At 67.2% G+C, this 21,699-nt stretch carries 20 protein-coding genes; 9 read left to right on the forward strand and 11 right to left on the reverse strand.

All coding sequences use genetic code 11. The features are described from left to right. Positions 1–36 precede the first annotated feature (36 nt). Together CK944_RS08895 and CK944_RS08900 are read right to left on the reverse strand one after the other, a co-directional pair. Positions 37–1,107 carry an ABC transporter substrate-binding protein gene (locus CK944_RS08895; protein WP_103172708.1) on the reverse strand — a complete coding sequence of 357 codons (1,071 nt, stop codon included), beginning with the start codon at positions 1,105–1,107 and terminating at the stop codon, positions 37–39. 62 nt (positions 1,108–1,169) lie between these two features. Beyond that, entirely contained in the window at positions 1,170–2,273 is a 1,104-nt protein-coding gene (locus CK944_RS08900; RefSeq protein ID WP_103172709.1) for an ABC transporter ATP-binding protein, read from the reverse strand. Positions 2,274–2,550: 277 nt separating this feature from the next. Here CK944_RS08900 and CK944_RS08905 point away from each other — a divergent pair, with 277 nt between their 5' ends. Then, positions 2,551–3,306 carry a sulfite exporter TauE/SafE family protein gene (locus CK944_RS08905; protein ID WP_103172710.1) on the forward strand — a complete coding sequence of 252 codons (756 nt, stop codon included), beginning with the start codon at positions 2,551–2,553 and terminating at the stop codon, positions 3,304–3,306. 2 nt (positions 3,307–3,308) lie between these two features. Next, complete coding sequence (locus tag CK944_RS08910; RefSeq protein ID WP_103172711.1) at positions 3,309–3,656, forward strand: RidA family protein; 348 nt, start codon at positions 3,309–3,311, stop codon at positions 3,654–3,656. Here the strand turns inward: CK944_RS08910 and lpxB are convergent. The 8 genes from lpxB to CK944_RS08950 all read right to left on the reverse strand — a co-directional run bounded on the left by lpxB (position 3,640) and on the right by CK944_RS08950 (position 13,785). Next, positions 3,640–4,794, reverse strand: coding sequence for a lipid-A-disaccharide synthase (lpxB, locus tag CK944_RS08915; RefSeq protein ID WP_103172712.1), 1,155 nt, complete (start codon positions 4,792–4,794; stop codon positions 3,640–3,642). The two genes, CK944_RS08910 and lpxB, sit on opposite strands and share 17 nt — an antisense overlap. Positions 4,795–4,869: 75 nt before the next feature. After that, positions 4,870–5,673 carry an LpxI family protein gene (locus tag CK944_RS08920; RefSeq protein WP_103172713.1) on the reverse strand — a complete coding sequence of 268 codons (804 nt, stop codon included), beginning with the start codon at positions 5,671–5,673 and terminating at the stop codon, positions 4,870–4,872. A gap of 10 nt (positions 5,674–5,683) precedes the next feature. Further along, complete coding sequence (lpxA, locus tag CK944_RS08925) at positions 5,684–6,466, reverse strand: acyl-ACP--UDP-N-acetylglucosamine O-acyltransferase (RefSeq protein ID WP_103172714.1); 783 nt, start codon at positions 6,464–6,466, stop codon at positions 5,684–5,686. Then, complete coding sequence (gene fabZ, locus CK944_RS08930) at positions 6,459–6,938, reverse strand: 3-hydroxyacyl-ACP dehydratase FabZ (protein WP_103172715.1); 480 nt, start codon at positions 6,936–6,938, stop codon at positions 6,459–6,461. The genes lpxA and fabZ overlap by 8 nt, the downstream gene beginning before the upstream one ends. 59 nt (positions 6,939–6,997) lie before the next feature. After that, complete coding sequence (locus tag CK944_RS08935) at positions 6,998–9,109, reverse strand: hypothetical protein (protein ID WP_103172716.1); 2,112 nt, start codon at positions 9,107–9,109, stop codon at positions 6,998–7,000. After that, positions 9,106–11,886 carry a DUF4159 domain-containing protein gene (locus tag CK944_RS08940; protein ID WP_103172717.1) on the reverse strand — a complete coding sequence of 927 codons (2,781 nt, stop codon included), beginning with the start codon at positions 11,884–11,886 and terminating at the stop codon, positions 9,106–9,108. Before CK944_RS08940 ends, CK944_RS08935 begins: the two co-directional genes overlap by 4 nt. Further along, positions 11,886–12,770: a DUF58 domain-containing protein gene (locus tag CK944_RS08945; protein WP_239986014.1), complete on the reverse strand. Its 885-nt coding sequence runs from the start codon at positions 12,768–12,770 to the stop codon at positions 11,886–11,888. The genes CK944_RS08940 and CK944_RS08945 overlap by 1 nt, the downstream gene beginning before the upstream one ends. Positions 12,771–12,777: 7 nt before the next feature. Next, positions 12,778–13,785 (reverse strand): MoxR family ATPase, encoded by a 1,008-nt coding sequence (locus CK944_RS08950; RefSeq protein ID WP_103172718.1) that lies wholly within the window; start codon positions 13,783–13,785, stop codon positions 12,778–12,780. Between the two features lie 63 nt (positions 13,786–13,848). On the opposite strand from CK944_RS08950, the gene CK944_RS08955 reads away from it, so the two are divergent. From CK944_RS08955 to metK, 7 genes are all read left to right on the forward strand, one after another. Continuing rightward, complete coding sequence (locus CK944_RS08955) at positions 13,849–14,391, forward strand: DUF1285 domain-containing protein (protein ID WP_103172719.1); 543 nt, start codon at positions 13,849–13,851, stop codon at positions 14,389–14,391. Next, positions 14,391–15,146, forward strand: coding sequence for a hydroxypyruvate isomerase family protein (locus CK944_RS08960; RefSeq protein ID WP_103172720.1), 756 nt, complete (start codon positions 14,391–14,393; stop codon positions 15,144–15,146). Before CK944_RS08955 ends, CK944_RS08960 begins: the two co-directional genes overlap by 1 nt. 11 nt (positions 15,147–15,157) lie before the next feature. Next, on the forward strand, positions 15,158–15,352 hold the full coding sequence (locus CK944_RS08965) for a hypothetical protein (protein ID WP_146038628.1): 195 nt from the start codon (positions 15,158–15,160) through the stop codon (positions 15,350–15,352). Between the two features lie 92 nt (positions 15,353–15,444). Then, complete coding sequence (typA, locus tag CK944_RS08970) at positions 15,445–17,265, forward strand: translational GTPase TypA (RefSeq protein ID WP_103172722.1); 1,821 nt, start codon at positions 15,445–15,447, stop codon at positions 17,263–17,265. A gap of 262 nt (positions 17,266–17,527) precedes the next feature. Then, positions 17,528–18,205 carry a TetR-like C-terminal domain-containing protein gene (locus CK944_RS08975; protein ID WP_158247980.1) on the forward strand — a complete coding sequence of 226 codons (678 nt, stop codon included), beginning with the start codon at positions 17,528–17,530 and terminating at the stop codon, positions 18,203–18,205. Positions 18,206–18,534: 329 nt separating this feature from the next. After that, on the forward strand, positions 18,535–19,926 hold the full coding sequence (gene ahcY, locus CK944_RS08980; RefSeq protein ID WP_103172724.1) for an adenosylhomocysteinase: 1,392 nt from the start codon (positions 18,535–18,537) through the stop codon (positions 19,924–19,926). Between the two features lie 4 nt (positions 19,927–19,930). Then, positions 19,931–21,109 (forward strand): methionine adenosyltransferase, encoded by a 1,179-nt coding sequence (metK, locus tag CK944_RS08985; RefSeq protein ID WP_103172725.1) that lies wholly within the window; start codon positions 19,931–19,933, stop codon positions 21,107–21,109. Positions 21,110–21,166: 57 nt separating this feature from the next. Here the strand turns inward: metK and CK944_RS08990 are convergent, their stop codons facing one another. Further along, positions 21,167–21,634 (reverse strand): type II toxin-antitoxin system RatA family toxin, encoded by a 468-nt coding sequence (locus CK944_RS08990; RefSeq protein WP_103172726.1) that lies wholly within the window; start codon positions 21,632–21,634, stop codon positions 21,167–21,169. Positions 21,635–21,699: the final 65 nt, after the last annotated feature.

A 21,699-nucleotide genomic window follows, 5' to 3' on the forward strand; every position in this document is an offset into this window, starting at 1 on the left:
GGGGCTGGGGCGGGCGTTCTGCCCGCCCCGATCCGTTCAGCTTGCAAGCCAGCTGTTGAAGCGTTCGTTCAACTCGGCGTCACGATCGACCCAGAATTCCAGGTTCGACGCCAGGGCGTTGGTCAGGTTTTCCTCGGTCGTGGGCAGGTGCGGACCCATCGGCTGATCGGTACCCTCGATGTTTCCGACCAGGGCCGCGGCGGATTTGCGCGGCGGGCCATAGCTGATGAACTCGGCCGCACGGGCCTGCGGCGCGGGCGAGGTCGTCCAGGCCACGAACTTCTTGGCGTCTTCCAGGTTGTTGGCCCCTTTCGGGATCACCCAGCCTTCCATCTCATAGATCTGGCCGTCCCAGATGATCTGGAAGGGCTTGCCCTCGCCCTGGGCGGCGTTGAAGATCCGGCCGTTGAAGGCATAAGCCATGTTGACTTCGCCATCGGCCAGAAGCTGCGGCGGCTGGGCGCCCGCTTCCCACCAGATGACCTGGTTCTTGATGGTGTCCAGCTTGGCAAAGGCGCGGTCCACGCCTTCGGGCGTCGCGAGCACGTCATAGACTTCGTTCGCGGGGACGCCATCGGCCATCAGCGCCAGTTCCAGGTTGAACTTGGCGCCCTTGCGCATGGTGCGCTTGCCGGGGAACTTCTCAAGATCGAAGAAATCCGCCGGGGTGGCGGGCTTGGCGTCGGGGAACTTGCTGTCGTCAAAGGCCAGGACCATCGAATAGACGTCGGTGGCGACAAAGCAATCGGTGATCGCGCCTTCGATGAAGTCGTCGGTGGCGGCGGTGCCGTCCTCGGCCGCGACCAGGATCGCCGGGTCGATTTCCTCAAGCAGGCCTTCGTCGCACAGGCGCACCGCATCGGCATATTCGACCGAGGCCACGTCGGTGGTGACATTGCCCGCCTCGACCATCGCCTTGATGGGGGTGGCGGGGTTGTCGGCATCCGCCATGTTCACCTTGATGCCGGTTTCCGCCTCGAAGGGCTTGGCATAGGCTTCCAGGTGGCTGTTGCCATAGGCCCCGCCCCAGGACAGCAGGTTCACTTCGGCCAGCGCAGGAAAGCCGATCAGGCCAAGCGCGGTAGTCAAGGCAAGCGTCTTTTTCATCTATCACTCCAACTGCAAGGACATGCGGCATTCGCCGTCATTCGTGGCCCCGGGGGCGCCGGTCAGACCGGGTCGAGGGCGCGGGCGTCGGCGGGATGCCAGCCGATCTTGATCTGCTGGCCGGGTTCCAGCCGGGTCTGGCCGATGGTGTTGCGCATCTTCATGACGAAATCCGCGCTGCCCGCGACCTTCAGGCGGGCGCGCAGGATGTCGCCCATATAGATCACCTCGCAGACCTCGGCGCCGATCATGTGGGCGCCGGGGGGCATCATCTCGGGCTTGAACTCGACCCGTTCGGGGCGGATCGACACCAGCGTCTGCTGGCCCTTCTCGCGCACGTTGACGGGGGTGGCGTCGATCAGCTCTCCCGTCTTCAGGCGGACCAGGGCCTTGTCGCCCGACAGATCCTCGATCACGCCGGGCAGCTTGTTGTTCTCGCCGATGAACTGGGCCACGAAGCTGTTCTCGGGGCGTTCATAAAGATCGGCGGGCGCGGCAAGCTGCTGGATGCGCCCGTCGTTGAAGACCGCCACCCGGTCCGACATGGTCAGCGCCTCGCCCTGGTCATGGGTGACATAGACGCAGGTGATTCCAAGGCGTTCGTGCAGGTGCTTGATCTCGAACTGCATGTGTTCGCGCAACTGCTTGTCCAAGGCCCCCAGGGGTTCGTCCATCAGCACCAGTTCGGGGTCGAAGACCAGCGCGCGGGCCAGCGCGATGCGCTGCTGCTGGCCGCCAGACAGCTGGGCGGGACGGCGGTTGGCGAACTTGCCCATCTGCACCATGTCCAAGGCGCGGGTAATGCGGGTGTCGCGTTCGGATTTCGACATGCCGCGCACTTCCAGCGGGAAGGACAGGTTCTCGCCGACCGTCATGTGCGGGAACAGGGCATAGTTCTGGAACACCATGCCGATGCCGCGCTTGTGCGGGGGCACCTGGTTGATCGGCCGGCCCGCCAGGCGGATCTCGCCATGGGTCGCGGTCTCGAACCCCGCCAGCATCATCAGGCAGGTGGTCTTGCCCGATCCCGACGGACCCAGCATGGTCAGGAACTCTCCCTTGCCGATCGAAAGGTTCAGGTCCTTGACCACAAGAGTCTGGCCGTCATAGCTTTTTTGCACATGTTCAAAGGCGACGAAGGCATCGCCGCGGGTCGTGTCCAGCAAAAGGCGCTCTCCCTGTTTCTGGTTCTCGTTGTTCAGCGCATCTGCACGTTAAGCCTCCGGCCAGTGGTCGCGCAACACCATTTGCGACATTTCATCGGGGGTTTAGGTCGCTAACATGCCACAAGCACGCCCGCCCGCAGGGTGATCACCCCGCCGAAAAACCGGTCACGAGCGCATGGCCTTGTGCCCTTGCAACCCTGCGGCTAGCGTCGCGTCCGATCCGAATCCCGGCCACCGCCAAGGACATGCGTCCTTCGCCCCTGATCGAAGGATTGCCATGCTGGAAGCCCTGCTTCTGTTCGTCGCCGCGTTTTTCGGCGGGATGCTGAACGCCGTCGCCGGCGGCGGCACGTTCATCACCTTTCCCGCGCTTGTCTTCGTGGGCATCCCGCCGGTCGTCGCCAACGCCACCAGCACCATCGCCGCCCTGCCCGGCTATCTGTCGGCAGCCATCGCCTTTCGCGGCGACATCCGCCGCATCCAGGACGCGCCCTTCGCCAAGCTGACGATCTGGACGATGATCGGCGGCGCCATCGGCAGCGGGCTGCTGCTGGTCAGTTCGAACGAGGCATTCTCGATCCTGGTGCCCTTCCTGCTGCTGGCCGCGACCCTTGTCTTCTATCGCGCCGACGACGTGCGGCGCATGGCCTCGCGATGGCGGTCGGTGGTCAAGCCCTTCGGCCTGGGCATCCTGCTGCCGGTCGCGGTCTATGGCGGCTATTTCAACGGCGGGCTTGGCATCATCCTTCTGGCGGTCTTCGCGATGTGGGGCATGACCGACCTGCACGCGATGAACGGTCTGAAATGCTGGCTGTCCTTCGCGCTGTCGCTGATCGCCTTCGCGATCTTCGCGGCGGGCGGCGCGGTGGCCTGGGGACCGGCGGCGCTGATGGCGGTGGGCACCATCGCGGGCGGCTATGCCGGCGCGCCCGTGGCCCGCATGATCCCGCGCGACATGCTGCGCCTGCTGATCGCCGTGGTGGGCTTCGGCATGACCGCGATCTTTTTCTGGCGTCTCATCCAAGGAGCATGAACATGAGCGACATCAAGCGTATCGAAACCGGCCCGCGCATGAGCCAGGCGGTCATCGCCAACGGCATCGTCTGGCTGGCGGGCCAAGTGGGCGAGCCCGGCGCATCCGTGGCCGACCAGACCCGCGTGGTGCTGGAACAGGTGGACCGCCTCTTGGCCGAGGCGGGGACCAACAAGACCCGCATCGTATCCGCCCAGATCTGGCTGGCCGACATGGCCGATTTCGCCGAGATGAACGCCGTCTGGGACCAGTGGGCGCCCCAGGGCCACACCCCCGCCCGCGCCACGGGCGAGGCGAAGCTGGCAACGCCGGACTACAAGGTCGAGGTGATCGTCACCGCGGTCCTTTGATCGCGCCCAGCACGGAACGGGCGGCGCGCAGACCCGGCGCCTCGCCCCCCTTGCCCAGCCGGTCCATGGTCAGGTCCATCGCGTCAAGCTGGGCCTGACGGGCGGCCGGATCGTTCAGCAACCGCAGCAGCGCCTGCGCCATGGGCGCGGGTTGGCAGTCGCGCCCCAGGAATTCGGGCACCGCGCGCGTGTCGCTGACCAGGTTGACCAACGTCACCGTGTCGGTCTTCAGAAGCATTCCCACCAGCATCCGGCTGAGCGGTGCCATGTCATAGCCGATCACCATCGGTACCCGGTTCGCCGCCAGATCCAGGCTGACCGTGCCCGATGCCGCCAGCGCCAGGTCGGCCGCCGCGAAGGCCACGCGCTTCTGGTCCGCATCCTCGACGATCAGGGGGCGGATCGGCCATTGCGCGGTCAGATGCCGGACCTGTCCCACGACGCCGGTCATCGTCGGAAGAACCACCTGCATGTCGGGGACGTGGTGGCGCAGGTCGTTCAGCGCCTCTCCGAAGCGGGGCAGCAGACGTCCCACTTCGCCCGCCCGCGACCCTGGCAGGCACAGGACCACGGGACTTTCGGGCGTGATGCCATGGCCCGCGCGGAACAGCGCGGCCTCGTCGGGACCGGCGACCTGGGCCGTCGCGATCGGGTGGCCCACGAAGTCGCAGGTCATGCCGGCCGCCTGCATCAGCGGCGGCTCGAAGGGCAGGATCGCCAGGACGTGGTCAACCACCTCGGCCATCTTCAAGGCGCGTCCCGGCCGCCAGGCCCAGACCGATGGCGCGACGTAATGGATCACCCGCAGGCCGGGACGCTGCGCCCGCGCCGCGCGGGCCACGCGCAGGCAGAAATCCGGGCTGTCGATGCCGATCAGCGCGTCCGGGTTCTCGGCCGCGATGCGCGCGGCGGTTTCCACGATGCGGCGCTTCAGGTGACGGTATTTCGGCAACACCTCCCAGATGCCCATCACGCTGAGTTCCTGCATGGGAAACAGGCTTGTCAGTCCTTGGGCCGTCATCGCCTCTCCGCCGATGCCGACAAATTCCGCATCCGGCACCAGGTCGCGCAGCCCGGCCATCAGCGCCGCGCCCAACTGGTCACCCGAAGGCTCGCCAGCGATCAGGAAGAACTTCATGCGAGTCACCCCGTTGCTGATGTCCTGTGGGTATTTATGCAACGAAGAAGCCAATTTCTTCGTTGTCTAAATACCCTAACCCGGCATTGCCCACAAAAACAATCCAGCCGCTTCCGCGCGCCGGATGGCCTCTGCCCGGTCCAGCAGGATCACCCCGCCCGCCTGCCAGGCGATCCCTGCGAGTCCTGCAGCGGCGGCCTGGGTCACGCTGTCGGGGCCAAGCGTCGGCAGGTCGATGCGCATGTCCTGGCCGGGCTTGGGCGCCTTGAAGAACACGCCTTTCGCCCCCTTTGGATTGGGCCGCAGCCCGGCATGAAGCCCGGCGAATTCCAGCATCGCCTGCGTGCCCGGCAGGGTTTCGATGGCAAGGCACTGGCCCTGCGCCACAACATTGCCCTGTCCAACGTCCAGCGGTCCCAGCGTCGCGTGGATCAGCGCGGCCCGTTCGGCATCGCGCCGGTCGGCGGCGGTCGGTTCGCCTGCCAGGACGCCTTCGCCGGGGATCAGGTCGGGCGCGACCTCGGCGACCGAGACGATGGAAAGCCCATGCTCCTCGAACACGTCCAGGACCGCGCGCAGCGCGCCATCGTCGCCCGACTGCATCGCCATCATGATCCGCGGCACCAGTTGGGCAGTGCGGTTGTCGAACAGTTCGGGGTCAAGGCGCGGGCGGCGGATCGCCCCGGCAAAGACCACGCGTTCGACCCCCTGATCGGTGAGGCTGTCCAGGAATGGCACCAGTCGTTCCAGGCGGAAAGGCTGTGCCTCGACCCCTTCGGGCGCGAAGCCGTCTAGCGCATAGACCAGGGGGGCGTCCAGCGCGGCGATGACGGCGGGGGCAAGCGCGCCCTGGCCCGCGATGACGGCGGTTCGAGTCATTCGGGCCGGCTCATGCGGGTTTCGGGGTCAGGAAGCTGCGGTCCGATGGACCCAGGATGAAGTCCAGCACGTCGCGCACCATCGCGCCCGTCTCGGCCTCGGCCATCTGGCGGGCGCTGTCACGGAAGCTGCCTGCGCCCAGCCGGTCCAGCATCTCTCGCAATTCGTGGATCTCGGCCCGGCTGGCGCCCCGGCGCTTCAGCCCTACCAGATTCAGCCCGTCCAGATGCCCGCGCGGCCCCTGCACGAGGCCGTATGGGATCACGTCGGCCGTCACCATCGTCACCGCGCCGATCATCGCGCCGCGACCGATGCGGACGAACTGATGCACGCCCGACAGCCCGCCGATGATCACGTCGTCGTCCAGGTGGCAATGCCCCGCCAGGGATGCGTTGTTGACCAGGATCACCCGGTCGCCCAACTGGCAGTCGTGGCCCACATGGCAGCCCGCCATGAACAGCCCGTCATCGCCCACGCGGGTCACCCCGCCGCCGCCCTGGGTGCCGGGATTCATGGTGACGTATTCGCGGATCCGGTTGCGCGCCCCGATCTCGAGCCGCACATCCTCGCCCTTGAACTTCAGGTCCTGCGGCACTTCGCCGATGGATGCGAAGGGGAAGACCACCGTGTCCGCCCCGATACTGGTGTCCCCGGCGATGGCGACGTGGGATTTCAGCTCGACCCCATCCGCCAGCCGGACCTTGGGGCCGACCACGCAAAAGGGACCGATCCGCACGCCCGCGCCGATCTGCGCGCCGTCCTCGATCACGGCGGTGGGATGAATGTCAACCATCGGCCTTCAGCGCCATCATGGCGGTGAATTCGGCGGATGCGCAAAGCTGGCCGTCCACCAGGGCGCGGCCCTCGAACTTCCAGATCTTGCCGCCGCCGCGCAGGGCCTTGCAATGCAGTTCCAGCACGTCGCCGGGCACGACCATGCGACGGAACTTGCACTTGTCGATGCCCATGAAATAGGTCGCCAGCGGCTTGTCGATGATGTTCATGCTGATGCCCACGATCACGGCGGACGTCTGGGCCATCGCCTCGACGATGGTGACGCCGGGCATGACGGGTTCACCCGGGAAGTGGCCCTGGAAATGCGGCTCGTTGCAGGTCACCATCTTGATGCCCACGCCGCCTTCGTGCGGGACGATGTCGCGCACCTTGTCGATGAACAGGAACGGATAGCGATGGGGAATGATGCGCTTGATCAGCGACAGATCGGCCTCGGCATAAGGGGCGGGCGCGCGCGTTTCTTCGGCCATGAGCGTTCCTTCAGGACGTTTTATCCCGGTTAGCAATGCGGTTGCCACTTGGCAAGCGGTCAGCCCGGCATGGTCGGGGCCATGGGCGCAGCCTTGCCGGGCCGTCCCTCGCGCAGCCAGCCGGTCAGGATCAGCCCCGACACCAGCAGCAGCCAGGCCCAGCCGGGCAGCAGGGGCCGGCGTTCCAGCCCGGTGATCGAAGCCGCGTCGCGCGGCGTGATCGCGATCCAGTCGCCAAGCGCCGCGCTGCCATGCGCGCTGCGACCGGGATCGACCGTGCGCAGGTCGGGCATTCCGTCCGACAGCGCCACGGCCCCACCCCCGGTCGCCGTCATCAGCGGCTGCAGGGCGGCGGGGCTTGCCACGGTCTGCTCGAACTCTCGCGGGGCGGCGGGACCAAGCGCCAGCACCCGGCGCAGGTCGCCGTCAGCCAGGCGGTACAGCCCCGGTTCCGGCGCGGTCCAGTCGGCGGTGAAGCGGCCCGGCCCGGCCTCGGACAGCGGCACTTCCTCGGTCCGGCCATCGGGGCGGGTCACGACCAGGGGGCCTGCGCTGTCGGCCATGGTGCGGCGGGTGAAGCGCACCGACATCCCGTCCGAGACATCGGCCAGCAGGGCCTCCTCCTCAAGCTCGGGTTCCTTCATCGACCAATGGGCGATGCGGCGCAGCAGTTCAAGCTGCGGCCCGCCGCCTTCGAAACCGCGCCCCCAAAGCCATACCTGGTCCGAGGTCAGAAGCGCCACCCGCCCTTCGCCCACGCGGTCGAGGATCAGCAGGGGTTCGCCGTCGATGCCGGTCATCGCCACCTGCGCTTCGGGGTCGGGCTGGACCGTCGCCATGCGCAGCCAGCGGCCCCATGTCGGATCCTCACCCCCCGAACCCGGCAGGGCAGCGGTGACGGGATGGCGCTGCCCTTCTTCGGTCAGGCGGGGAAGGAACGGTTCCTCCAACACCCGGCCCGTGGGGCGCGCGGGCAGGATGCGGCCTAGGGGCGACAGGTACAGGCTTTCCACCCCGGCCATCTCGGGGCCGGCGGATACCAGGATCGCGCCCCCGTCTTCGACATATTGGGCGATGTTGAGGTAATAGTCCGGCGGAAGGATGCCCCGCACGCTGTAGCGGTCGAAGATGATCAGGTCGAAATCGCCGATCCGTTCCATGAACAATTCCTGGGTCGGAAAGGCGATCAGCGACAGTTCGTTGACAGGCACGCCGTCCGACTTGTCGGGGGGGCGCAGGATGGTGAAATGGATCAGGTCCACGGCCGCGTCGGATTTCAGCAGGTTGCGCCAGGTGCGTTCACCCGCGTGGGGCTCGCCCGACACCAGCAGCACCCGCAGCCGGTCGCGCACGCCGTTGATGGTGATGGCGGCGCTGTTGTTGCGATCAGCCAGCTCGTCCCCTTCGGGCGCGTCGAAACCGACCTGCACGACGTTCTGGCCCGCGTGATCCAGCGTCAAAGGCAGGGTGATGGACTGGCCCAAGGGAACGGCCAGAACCTGCTCGTCCTCTCCATCCAGGGACAGGCGCAGGTTGACGGATCCGGTCTGCGCCTGGGGCGGGACGGCGCCCTGGTCCTCAATCCGCAGGCGGATCGTCACCTGCTGGTCGATCAGGCCGAAGGCGGGGGCTTCCTCGATCACCAGGCGGCGGTCCCAATCCTGGGGCCTGCCGGTCAGCAGGACGTGGACCGGGGCGGGCGCGGTCGCGGGCAGCATGGCCGGGTCGTGCAGCCGCCCGTCGGTGACGGCGATCACGCCGGCCAGCCGGGCTTCGGGTTCGGCGGCGATGGCGCGGGCCATTTCCGTGGCCAGAAGGGTGCCGTCGTCATTGTCGCCCACCGTCACGCGGCGCAGTTCGGTATTGGGCAGCGCGGCGATCTGGCGGGTCATGGCATCGACGGCGGCATCGGCCTGCGCGGTCCGTTCCGGCAGGCCTTGGCTGGCCGACCGGTCGTCGATCAGGATCACGATATCGGACAACCCGGCGCGGCTGCCGATTTCCAGCGCGGGTCCGGCAAGCGCTAGGGCGGCGGCAAGCCCGGCAAGCCCGCGCCAAGCCCAGCCGCGCAGGCCCCGCCACAGCGCGAAGCCCGCCACCAGCAGCGCAAGAACGCCAAGCGCGGCGATCGCCCACCAGGGCAGAAGCGGGTCGAAGCGAAGCTGGGTCATGGGCCAAGCATCTCCTCGGTCCGCATCCGGTCCAGCAGGGCGGGAACATGGACCTGGTCGGATTTGTAATTGCCGGTAAGGACATACATGATCAGGTTCACGCCGAACCTGAAGGCCATTTCCCGCTGCATCTCGCCCTCCCAGCCGCCGCCGATGGGAAAGGTCGGATAGCCGTTCTCATCGACCGCCCAGGCCTCGGCCCAGGAATTGCCGCCGATCACCACGGGGCTGACGCCGTCGTTCAACTGGCGGAAGGGCACGCCCTCGGCCGCCTGGGCGCCTGCCGGGGGCGCTTCCAGCCAGACAGGGTTGCCCTGCCAGCGGCCAGGGAAATCGGCCAGCAGATAGAAGCTGCGGGTCAGGACGTGATCGTCGGGGACCGGCGACAGGGGCGGCACCTCCAGCGGCGCCGCAAGGGCTTGCAGCGCCTGCGACATGTCCGGCCCGCCGACGCCGGTGACATCCCCGTCGCGCGTGTCGAACAGGATCATCCCGCCGGATCGCAGGAAATGGTTCAGCCGGACATAGGCCTGCGGCGAGGGAGAGGCCTGGGTGTCGGTGATCGGCCAGTAAAGAAAGGTCAGGACCGACAGGTCGTCCTGGTCCAGGTCGATGGCGACCGGCTGGCCCGGCTCGACCGAGGTGCGCTGCGCCAGCACCATCGACAGCCCGCGCAGCCCTTCCCGCGAGGCATTGTCCACCCGGTCATCGCCGGTCACGACATAGGCCAGCGCGACCTCGTTCGCGGCGCGGGCCAGTTCCGGGTTCACGTCCTGCGCCTGGACCTGGGGCTGCGTCTGTGCCTGGGCCTGGGCCTGCGGCGCAGGCAGGATCATCACGGCCAGCACCATGGCCGCCGCCACCCGCCCGCCGCGCGCGATCACCGCCGACCCCAGCGCATCCAGCGCCAGAAGCAGCGCCGCAAGCGCCAGAAGCGGGCCGCGCAGGTCGCGGCCGGTGGCCGTGCCCGCAGCCTCGACCGTGGCGCCGGGCCATTGCGCCAGCACCAGCGGGCCGCCCGCGTTCAGCGCCACCTGCCGTTCGCCCGCGACATAGATGCCCGCCGGGCGGTCCGGCCCCGGTCCCAGCGTCAGGTCGGCCGCCGCGACCGGGGCCAACCCTTCGGCGGGCGAGGCGCGGCCAAAGCCGTCCAGCACGGTTTCCGGCGTCCAGAACGGCTGGTCGCGGTCGTCCGCCTGTTCCTCGGCCATCGAGACGCGGGCGGTCTGGACCAGCCGGTTCAGCATGTCCACGAACAGGCCCGAAATCGGCAGGTTCGACCATTCGGCATTGGCGGTGACATGGAACAGCACCACCTGCCCCTGCCCCATGCGGGCGCGTGTCACCAGCGGCGTGTTGTCCGACAGGGCGGCCAGCGTGCGTTCGGCAAGTTCGGGCGCGGGCTGCGCCATCAGTTGCGCGCGGATCGCGACATCCTCCGGCGGGGTTAGACCGGCAAAGACCCCGTCTGCGGCAAAGGGCGCGATGCCGCGCGGATCGCCCCAGGACAGCGCCCCGCCGATGTCGCGCCCGCCCTGGCGCAGGGCCACGGGGATCAGGGGTTCATCCTGCAAATCCTCGAACGCGGCCATGCGCGGGCCTGCGAAGCGGATCAGCAAGCCGCCGTCATCCACCCAGCCGGCCAGATCGCCGGCTTCGGCCAGATCGACCTGGTCGGCCAGCACGATCACGTCGGGGGCGGTGTTCAGGACATCGCCAAGCCCCCCTTCAACCAGATCGGTCGTGGGGGTCAGCGCACGGCGAAGATAATGCAGTTGCGACAGAAGCTGCTGCCCCTCGGCCTGGCGATCCGCCTCGCCCACCAGGCCCACCTTGCGGCGCTTCACCCGGTCGTCGGCCAAGACCACGGCGCCGGCATGGGCCTCGCCCTCGACCTGGAAGCGGGTGATGCGGTTGCGCAGTTCGGGCGGCAGGTCGATGGCCGTGGGGCGGGTGCTGATCCCGTCAGCCGTGGCCGCGTCGCCGGGGGTCAGACGGGCCAGTTCGCGTTCGACACCCTGCGGATCGGGACCGATGGCCATGATCGCGGGCGCGGATTCGTCCGTGGCGGACAGCGTCAGGGACGGCGTGTCGCCCGCATGCAGCGACAGCGACCGCAGGGCGCGGGCGGGCGGCACCACCGAGACCGGCCCAAGATCGGCCAGGGCCGCCAGCCAGGCGGCGCGGTTCGGGTGATCCAGCCCGTCGCTGATCCACAGGGTGGAAAGCTGGCCCTCGGGCACCGCCGCCAGGGTCGCGCCGGGATCCTCGGGAAGCCCCGTTGACCAGGACACCGGTTGCGCGGCGCGCAGGCCCGCCAGCAGCGTATCGGCCGGGGCAAAGGGCAGCGCGCCGGGCGCGGGGTGGCCGTCGGCCAGCAGAAGGGCGGCGGGTCGGCCCTGGGCCGCGGCGTCCGTCAGCGCCGCTTCGGCGCGCGTCACGCGGGCGGGCCAGTCGGGCGCGGCGGACCAGCCCGCGTCAAGGACCACAAGCAGCGGGCCGGTCTGATTGCCGGGCGCCGCCGGCTTCCAGCTTGGTCCGGCGAAGGCCAGGATCATCGCGGCCACCGCCGCCAGGCGCAGCAGCAGCAGCCACCAGGGCGTGCGCCGCGCGACCGGCACGCGGTCCAGCAACCCGCGCAACAGCGCTACGCCGGGAAAGGCCACCTGGCGCGGCGCGGGCGGAAGGGCGCGCAGGATCACCCACAGCACCGGCAGCGCGATCAGGGCGGTCAGCACCCAGGGGGCCGCGAAACCTATGGGACCCAGCATCAACATCAGTCGGCAAGCACCTGATAAAGCCAGCTTAGTGCCGTGGCGGGGGCATTGCCGGTGGAATGGTGGCCGAACTGCCAGCCCGCCTCGGTCGCGCGGCGGCGCAGCCAGTCGCGCCGTTCAGCCAGCCGCGCCAGATAGGCATCGCGCAGCCCGCCCGCGTCACGGCTGTCATGGCGGATGGCGCCCGACAGGGACCGGAACAGCACCGCGCCAGCATAGGGAAAGACCTCCTCGTCCGGGTCCAGGACCTGCATCAGGACCCCGGTGACGCCGATGCCCGCCGCGCGGGCCAGCAGCGCATCGACCCAAGCCGTGTCGGTCAGGAAATCCGACAGGATCACCAGACGCTGGTTGGGGCGCAGCATGTCGGGGGATGGTGCGTCGTCGTCGCCGGGGATCGGCACGGAGGCGGCGATCCGTTCGGCCAGCCGGTCCGCCTGGACCCGGCCCGCGCGGGCGGGCTGGCCCAGCAGGCCCACCTTCTCTCCTCCGCGCAGAAGAACCATCGCCAGCGCCAGGGCCAGAAGATGCGCCCGGTCCGCCTTGGTCGGCCGATCCGGCGCACCCGCATAACCCATGCCCTGCCCGGCCGAGACCCAGAGGCCCACCGCCTGCGCCGTCTGCGCCTCTCGGTCGCGGACGAATTGGGCGTCCGACCGGGCCGACCGGCGCCAGTCGATGGACCGGGCGGAATCGCCCTGGGTGGCGGGACGGTATTGCCAGAAATCTTCCCCAGGACCGCTGCGACGCAGGCCATGGGCGCCCGGCGCGATCATCGCGGCAAGCCGTTCCGCCGACAGGATCAGCGCCGGCAGATGGCCGCTGGCCGATTGCGCCCCCGATCTGAGGGTGGCGGCGCGAAGATCGACGGGGCTTCGTGTCAAGACGCCCTCATGCCGCCTGGCGCGCGCTGAACCGGTCGTCCAGCAAACGGCCGATCACGCCGTCCACGGTTTCGCCCCGCGCACGGGCGGCGAAGGACAGCGCCATGCGGTGGCGCAGGACGGGCGCGGCCATCGCCTCCACATCCTCGAGCGTGGGGGCAAAGCGGCCGTTCAGCACCGCCCGGGCGCGCGTCACCAGCATCAGGGCCTGCGCCGCGCGGGGCCCCGGTCCCCAGATCAGGGTGTCGCCGATGAACCCGGCCGCCTCGGCCCCGCCCGGACGGCAGGCGCGGACCAGATCCAGGATCGCCTCGACCACGCCCTCGCCCACGGGCATCTGGCGGACCAGGCGCTGCGCGTCGATCAGCCCCTCGGCGTCGAAGGCGGCATGGGCGCGGCCATCCTCGACCCCGGTGGTGGCCAGCAGGATCGCGCGTTCGGTGTCGCGGTCGGGATAGTCCACGTCGATCTGCAACAGGAAGCGGTCCAACTGCGCCTCGGGCAGTGGATAGGTGCCTTCCTGTTCGATCGGGTTCTGGGTGGCAAGGACATGGAATGGGCGGCCAAGGGGCCGGTGCTGGCCGCTGATCGTGACCTCTCGTTCCTGCATGGCCTGCAGCAGGGCAGATTGGGTGCGGGGGGACGCCCGGTTGATCTCGTCCGCCATCAGAAGCTGGGTGAAGACCGGGCCTTCGATGAAGCGGAAGGCGCGGGAACCGTCTGGCAGCACGTCCAGAACCTCGGACCCCAGGATGTCGGCGGGCATCAGGTCGGGGGTGAACTGGATCCGCTGGCTGCCCAGGCCCATGACGGTGGACAGCGTATCGACCAGCATGGTCTTGCCCAGGCCCGGCTGGCCCACCAGAAGCGCGTGCCCGCCCGACAGGATCGCCGCCAGCACCTGTTCGACCACCTGATGCTGGCCCACGAAGCGGCGCTCGATGCTGGCGCGGGCATCGGCAAGGCTTTGCCCAAGCTGCTCGACCCGCGTAACCAGATTCTCATCCGAAGCCATGACAACGTCCCTTCGCTGCTTTACACGAACCATAAGAGGATATCGGAAAGGCGACTACAGAGAATGGCAGATCGCGGTGACAAAGCTGTGAGCGCCGAAGGCATCGCCGCAGCGGCCAGCAAGGCGGCCAAGGGGGGCCTGCCGCCGGTGCATCTGTGGAACCCGCCCTTCTGCGGCGACCTGGACATGGAGATCCGCGCCGACGGCAGCTGGTTCTATCAGGGCACGCCCATTGGCCGTCCTGCCATGGTCCGGCTTTTCTCGACGATCCTGAAACGGGAAGGGGACAAATTCTTCCTGGTGACGCCCGTCGAAAAGGTGGGCATCCGCGTGGTGGACGCGCCTTTCGTGGCCATCGACGCCGATATCCTGCCCGATGCGGTGACGTTCACCACGAATGTGGGCGACAGTGTCACGGCCGGGCCGGACAACCCGATCACCCTGCGCGGCACCCCCGACGCGCCGCGCCCCTATGTCCATGTGCGCGCCGGGCTGGAAGCCCTGATCGACCGCAAGACCTTCTATCGCCTTGCCGCCGCCGCAATCGAGGATGCGGGCCGCGCGGGCATCCGGTCGGGCGGCGTGTTCTTTCCGCTGGAACCCTGATGCCCCGCTTCGCCGCCAACCTGACGATGCTGTTCACCGAACTGCCCATGCTGGAGCGATTCGCGGCCGCCGCGGATGCAGGCTTCCAGGGGGTCGAGATCCTGTTCCCCTATGACATCCCCGCCCGCGACCTGTCGCGCGCAGCCATAGCGGCGGGGCTGGAATTCGTGCTGATGAACACGCCGCCGCCCAACTGGGCGGGCGGGCCGCGCGGTTTCGCCGCCGAACCGGGGCGCGAGGATCGGTTCCGCAGCGACTTCGACCGCGCGCTGCGCTTTGCCGAGGCGCTGCGGGCGCGGCATGTCCACATCATGGCGGGTTACGCCGAAGGCCCGGACGCACGCGCGACATTCACGCGCAACCTGGCCTGGGCGGCGGATCGTGCCCCCCATGTCAGCCTGATGATCGAGCCGCTGAACCCCATGGACCAGCCCGGCTATTTCCTGGCGGACTTCGACTTGGCGGCGGAAATCATCGCCCAGGTCGGTGCCCCGAATCTGGGGCTGCAATTCGACAGCTATCATGCCCAGTTGATCACCGGGGACGCGATGGAAGTCTGGCGCAGGCATGCGGGCATCGTCCGCCATGTCCAGATCGCGGGCGTTCCCGGACGTCACGAACCGACGGGCGGGATGATCGACTATCCGGGCTTTTTCGCCGCCCTGGATCAATCGGGCTACAAGGGCTGGGTCAGCGCGGAATACAATCCCCGCGCCTTGACCGCGCAGGGTCTGGGCTGGTTGCCACGGACCTGAAACGGTCGGCCTTGACGATGGAACCCGATGCAGATCAAACCGTTAAAGGTTCGATCGCCCAAGGGGGCACAGGCCCGGCCGCATCCACTCAAGGATACAGGCATGGCAGTCAACACAAAGGAGCCGTTGCCATGAACTCGATCATCTACATCGTCGGCCTGGTCGTCGTCGTCCTGTTCATCCTGTCCTTCCTGGGATTGCGCTGAGGCCCGGCGCGCGGCGCCAGCGGGCGCCGCGATTGCGTCTGGTCTTTCGGGCGACTTTTCTGTAGGGCGGCCGCAAATTGAAAAGGTCGCCCATGGATATCCGCAACATCGCCATCATCGCTCACGTTGACCACGGCAAGACGACGCTGGTCGACCAGCTGTTGCGCCAGTCCGGGTCGTTCCGCGAAAACCAGGCCGTCGCCGAACGGGTGATGGACAGCAACGACATCGAACGCGAACGCGGCATCACCATCCTTGCCAAGGCCACGTCGGTCGAATGGAAGGGCACGCGCATCAACATCGTGGACACGCCCGGCCACGCCGATTTCGGTGGCGAGGTGGAACGGATCCTGTCCATGGTCGATGGCGTCTGCCTGCTGGTCGATGCCGCCGAAGGCCCGATGCCGCAGACGAAGTTCGTGACCTCGAAGGCGCTAGCGCTTGGTCTGCGCCCCATCGTCGTGCTGAACAAGGTGGACAAGCCCGCAGCCGAACCCGACAACGCGCTGAACGATGTCTTCGACCTGTTTGCCAACCTGGGCGCGAATGACGAACAGCTGGATTTCCCGCATGTCTATGCCAGCGGCATCGGCGGTTGGGCGGACGACACGCTGGACGGTCCGCGCAAGGACATGTCGGCGCTGTTCGACCTGATCCTGTCGCATGTCCAACCGCCCAAGCAGATCACGCGCGTGGCCGAGCCCTTCCAGATGCTGGCGACCACGCTGTCGGCCGACCCCTTCCTGGGCCGCCTTCTGACCGGCCGGGTCGAGGCTGGGCGCGCCAAGGCGGGCGACACCGTCAAGGCCCTGTCGCGCGACGGCGAACGGATCGAACAGTTCCGCATCAGCAAGGTGCTGGCCTTCCGCGGCCTGACCCAGACCCCCATCGACGAGGCGCAGGCCGGCGACATCGTCACGCTGGCCGGCATGTCCAAGGCCACGGTCGCCGACACCATCTGCGCGCTTGAGATGGACACCGCCCTGCCCGCCCAGCCCATCGACCCCCCCACCATCAGCGTGACCTTCGGCATCAACGACAGCCCGCTGGCCGGACAGGACGGCAAGAAGGTCCAATCCCGCGTGATCCGCGAACGCCTGATGCGCGAGGCCGAGGTCAACGTCGCCATCAAGGTCGAGGATACGCCGGGCGGCGACGCCTTCATCGTCTCGGGGCGCGGCGAATTGCAGATGGGCGTGCTGATCGAGAACATGCGCCGCGAAGGATTCGAACTGTCGATCAGCCGCCCCCGCGTGATCTTCCGCGAGGAAGACGGCCAGCGGCTTGAACCGGTCGAGGAAGTCATCATCGACGTGGACGACGACTATACCGGCGTCGTCATCGAAAAGCTGACGGGCGATCGCAAGGGCGACATGGTGGACATGCGCCCGGCAGGCGTGGGCAAGACACGGATCGTGGCCCATGTGCCCTCGCGCGGGCTGATCGGGTACCATGGCGAATTCATGACCGACACGCGCGGCAACGGCGTCCTGAACCGTATCTTCCACGGCTGGACCCCCTACAAGGGCCAGATCCAGGGCCGCCGCCAAGGGGTGCTGATCTCGATGGAGAACGGCGTCAGCGTCGCCTATGCCCTGTGGAACCTGGAAGAGCGCGGCAAGATGTTCATCGGCGCGCAGGAACAGCTTTATACCGGCATGATCATCGGCGAACACTCGCGCGACAACGACCTGGAAGTGAACCCGCTGAAGGGCAAGAAGCTGACCAACGTCCGTGCATCCGGCACCGACGAGGCCGTTCGCCTGACGCCCCCGGTCCGCATGTCGCTGGAAGAGGCCATCGCCTATATCAACGACGACGAGCTGGTCGAGGTCACGCCCAAGAACATCCGCCTGCGCAAGCGCTATCTGGACCCGCACGAGCGCAAGCGCCAGTCCCGCGCCGAAGGCTGAAATCCCTGACCTGACCATTTGGCGAAGTTCGCAGACCGGCCGCGGCATGTTAGGCTGCGTCGATGGAACCCGTGTCGGGATCGTCGGCGCATGTCCCTGATGTCTGGTGATAGGGTCTTGTGGTGTCTGCGACAGTGCCGTGCATCCGATGGATCGGCCACATCTTCGCTTGTCGGCGACACTGGCAGGGAACCAGCAACGAAAGGATCGGTTCAAGTTATGGGAGGGGCGTCCGGCGCCACGCCTGCACGTTTGCCCCGCCATGAACCTTGTTGACCAGGACAGCCGCGTGACCAAGCACAACGACATCATGAAGGGCTTGGGTCTGCACGGACAGGCGGTGGTGGCCACGCTGGAGATCATCGCGGATCCCGACAGCCGCGACCCCGATCTTCCCGGTGTCGCCAGGCGCATCGGAATTCCCGTCGATGATCTTCGCCGCATCTTTCCCGATGATCGCAGCCTGCTGATCGCGGTGGCCGAACAGGCCCTGGTCCGGTTGATGGATTCCTGCACCAAGGCGGTCGTGAAGGTCAATCCCGACGACGCGGTGGCCCAGTTCCTTGCCTTGGGCAAGGCCTATATCCGCTGGGCTGTGGATCATCGGGTCCAGTTCCGGCTGATCTCCAGCCATCCCGGGCTTGATGCTGCGCGCGAACCTGACCTGCGCCGTTATCTGGATTCCGTGATCGACCTGATGACGCGGATGCTGGAACGCGCGCGCAATGCAGGCCACCTGCGCGCCGACGAGGATATCCCGATGCTGGTCCTGTCGTCGCGCGCCTTCGCCGTCGGCCTGGCGCAGATGATCGTCGAAGGGCGCCTGGAAACGCCCCGGAACGCCCGCTCCCCGCTGGAGGCGGCAGAACAGGCAATGGCGGATTTCGTGACCAGGATCGCCCGTGCCACGACCAGGCGCAAGCGCCGCAGCAGGGGGTAAGAACCTCGGGCTGCCGGCTGTTTCAGTGATGCCATTTAACATCGCGGTCAACCTGCCCCACGGGCCGACCCCGGCTTAATCATATTTTCAGATTTATCTGACAGCTTGCTGCTTCGAAGGGTGGCTGCCGTCGCCCGCAGCGTGCTTGTCGCAGGAAAGGAAGACGCGTGGCGCACCGCCGTCTTCCGGGCTGCGGCGGATCTGGGGTTCCGCCGCAGCCACATCCCGGTGGCCTGGACGGCGTCGGGCACGGCAGCCATTTTCCCTTTCGGTCGCGGCGGCCTTGGGCTATCCCATCCACGACCGCAGCAGATGAAAGACGAACCGCCGTGACAGACCACATCATCAGGGATATCTCGCTGGCCGATTTCGGCCGCAAGGAACTGGACATCGCCGAAACGGAAATGCCCGGCCTGATGGCGTTGCGGGCGGAATACGGCGCGGCCAAACCCCTGGCAGGCGCGCGCATCGCGGGCAGCCTGCACATGACCATCCAGACCGCCGTGCTGATCGAAACGCTTGTGGCGCTTGGCGCCGATGTCCGCTGGGCGTCGTGCAACATCTATTCGACCCAGGACCACGCGGCGGCGGCCATCGCGGCATCGGGCGTTCCCGTCTTCGCCATCAAGGGCGAGACGCTGGCCGAATACTGGGCCTATACCGACAAGATCTTCCAGTTCCCGGAAGGCACCTGCAACATGATCCTGGACGATGGCGGGGATGCCACCATGTATGTCCTGCTGGGCGCGCGGGTCGAGGCGGGCGAAACCGGCCTGATCGACGTCCCGACCAGCGAGGAGGAAGAGGCCCTGTTCGCCCAGATCCGCCGCCGGATCGCCGAAACGCCCGGTTGGTTCGCCCGCCAGCGCGACGCCATCAAGGGCGTCAGCGAGGAAACGACCACCGGCGTCCACCGCCTGTACGACCTGCACAAGAAGGGCCTGCTGCCCTTCCCGGCCATCAACGTGAACGACAGCGTTACCAAGTCGAAATTCGACAACAAGTACGGCTGCAAGGAAAGCCTTGTGGACGGCATCCGCCGCGCCACCGACACGATGATGGCGGGCAAGGTCGCGGTCGTCTGCGGCTATGGCGACGTGGGCAAGGGCTCGGCCGCGTCCCTGCGCGGCGCGGGCGCGCGGGTGAAGGTCACGGAAGTGGACCCGATCTGCGCCCTGCAAGCCGCGATGGACGGATACGAGGTCGTCCTGCTGGAAGATGTGGCCGCCACGGCCGACATCTTCGTCACCACCACCGGCAACAAGGACGTCATCCGCATCGAGCATATGCGCGAGATGAAGGACATGGCGATCGTCGGCAATATCGGCCATTTCGACAACGAAATTCAGGTCGCCGCGCTTCGCAACCACAAATGGACCAACATCAAGGACCAGGTGGACATGATCGAGATGCCTTCGGGCAACCGCATCATCCTGCTGTCCCAGGGCCGGTTGCTGAACCTGGGCAATGCCACGGGCCATCCGTCCTTCGTGATGTCAGCCAGCTTCACCAACCAGGTCCTGGCCCAGATCGAGTTGTGGACCAAGGGCGATGAATACGCGCCGGGCGTCTATATCCTGCCTAAGGCCTTGGACGAAAAGGTCGCGCGGCTGCATCTGGACAAGGTGGGCGCGAAGCTGACAGAACTGTCGCGCGAACAGGCCGACTATATCGGCGTGACGCCCGAAGGTCCCTTCAAGTCAGATCATTACCGGTATTGAGTTCATGACAGAATACAGCCTGTTCACCTCGGAATCCGTGTCCGAGGGCCATCCCGACAAGATTGCCGACCAGATTTCCGACGCGATCCTCGACGCCATCCTGGCCGAGGATCCGCGCGCCCGCGTCGCTTGCGAGACGATGGTGAAAACCGGCGTCGCGATCATCTCGGGCGAGATTTCGACCAATGCCTGGGTTGACCTGGAAGGCATCGTCCGGGGCGTCATCAACGACATCGGCTATACCTCGTCGGATGTGGGCTTTGACGGCGCGACCTGTTCGGTCATCAACATCATCGGCAAGCAGTCGCCCGAGATCAACCAGGGCGTCGATCGCGACAACCTGGAAGACCAGGGCGCGGGCGACCAGGGTCTGATGTTCGGCTATGCCTCTGACGAAACCGACGTGCTGATGCCCGCGCCGATCACCTATGCCCACCGGCTGGTGGAACGACAGGCCAAGGTCCGCCGCGACGGCACGCTGAAATGGCTGCGTCCCGACGCCAAGTCGCAGGTGACGCTGCGTTACGGCGAAGACGGCCGCCCCGAGGCGATCGACGCCGTGGTGCTGTCCACGCAGCACAACCCGGAAATCACCCTGTCGGACCTGCGCGAGGCGGTGATCGAGGAGATCATCAAGCCCGTCCTGCCCGCCGAATGGCTGTCGGACCATACCAAGTATTTCATCAACCCGACGGGCAAGTTCGTGATCGGCGGGCCGGTGGGCGACTGCGGGCTGACGGGCCGCAAGATCATCGTGGACAGCTATGGCGGCATGGCGCGCCATGGCGGCGGGGCGTTTTCGGGCAAGGATCCCTCCAAGGTGGACCGGTCGGCGGCCTATGCCGGGCGTTGGGTCGCCAAGAACATCGTGGCAGCCGGGCTTGCCAGCCGCTGCGAGATCCAGGTCAGCTATGCCATCGGCGAGGCGCAGCCCACGTCGATTTCGTTGAACACCTTCGGGACCGAGACCGTCCCGCACGACAAGATCGTGGCCGCTGTGCGCGAGGTCTTCGACCTGCGCCCCTTCGCGATCATCCGCGATCTGGACCTGCTGCACCCGATCTATCGCCCGACGGCCAGCTATGGGCATTTCGGGCGCCAGCCATATCAGTTGAACCGGGGAACCGCCTTCAGCTGGGAACGGACCGACCGGGCTGAAGCATTGAAGGCGGCCCTGAGCTGAAGGCGGGTGGGCGGGTAAAATCCCGCCCGTCGCGGCTTGTTGTTGCCGGGTGGGGCCTTACCCCACCTTCGCACCGTAAAGCACCTTGGCGCGGCTTTCGAAGGCACGGACGATCCGGACCATCGCCTCGTGGAACACCACGCCGATCAGCTTTTGCAGGATCGCGTTCCTGAATTCGAAATCGACGAAGAACTCGACATGGCAACCGCCTTCGGGGCGGTCGATGAAGGTCCATCCGCTGCGCATGTACTTGAACGGGCCATCCAGGTATTCGGTGTCGATCCTCAGCGGATCGGCCTTGGGCCACAGCACCACTCGGCTGCCGAAGCGTTCGCGGAAGACCTTGAAGCTGATGACCAGATCGGCGGCGACTTCCTCGGATCCGTCGGGACGGGTTTCGCGGGACCGGATGCGTGCGGCGCTGTTCCACGGCAGGAACTGCGGATAGCTTTCGATGTCGGCCACCAGGTCGAACATCTGCTGGGCGGTATAGGGAAGGTCGCGGGAATCCTGATGATGGGGCAATGGTGTCTCGCAGGGTTCTGTCTTGTCAGGCGATCTGGTTTCTGATCCTGTCGCCCGGTCTAGCA

It is taken from the genome of Paracoccus sp. SY (genome assembly GCF_002901215.1).
Taxonomy (GTDB): domain Bacteria; phylum Pseudomonadota; class Alphaproteobacteria; order Rhodobacterales; family Rhodobacteraceae; genus Paracoccus; species Paracoccus acridae.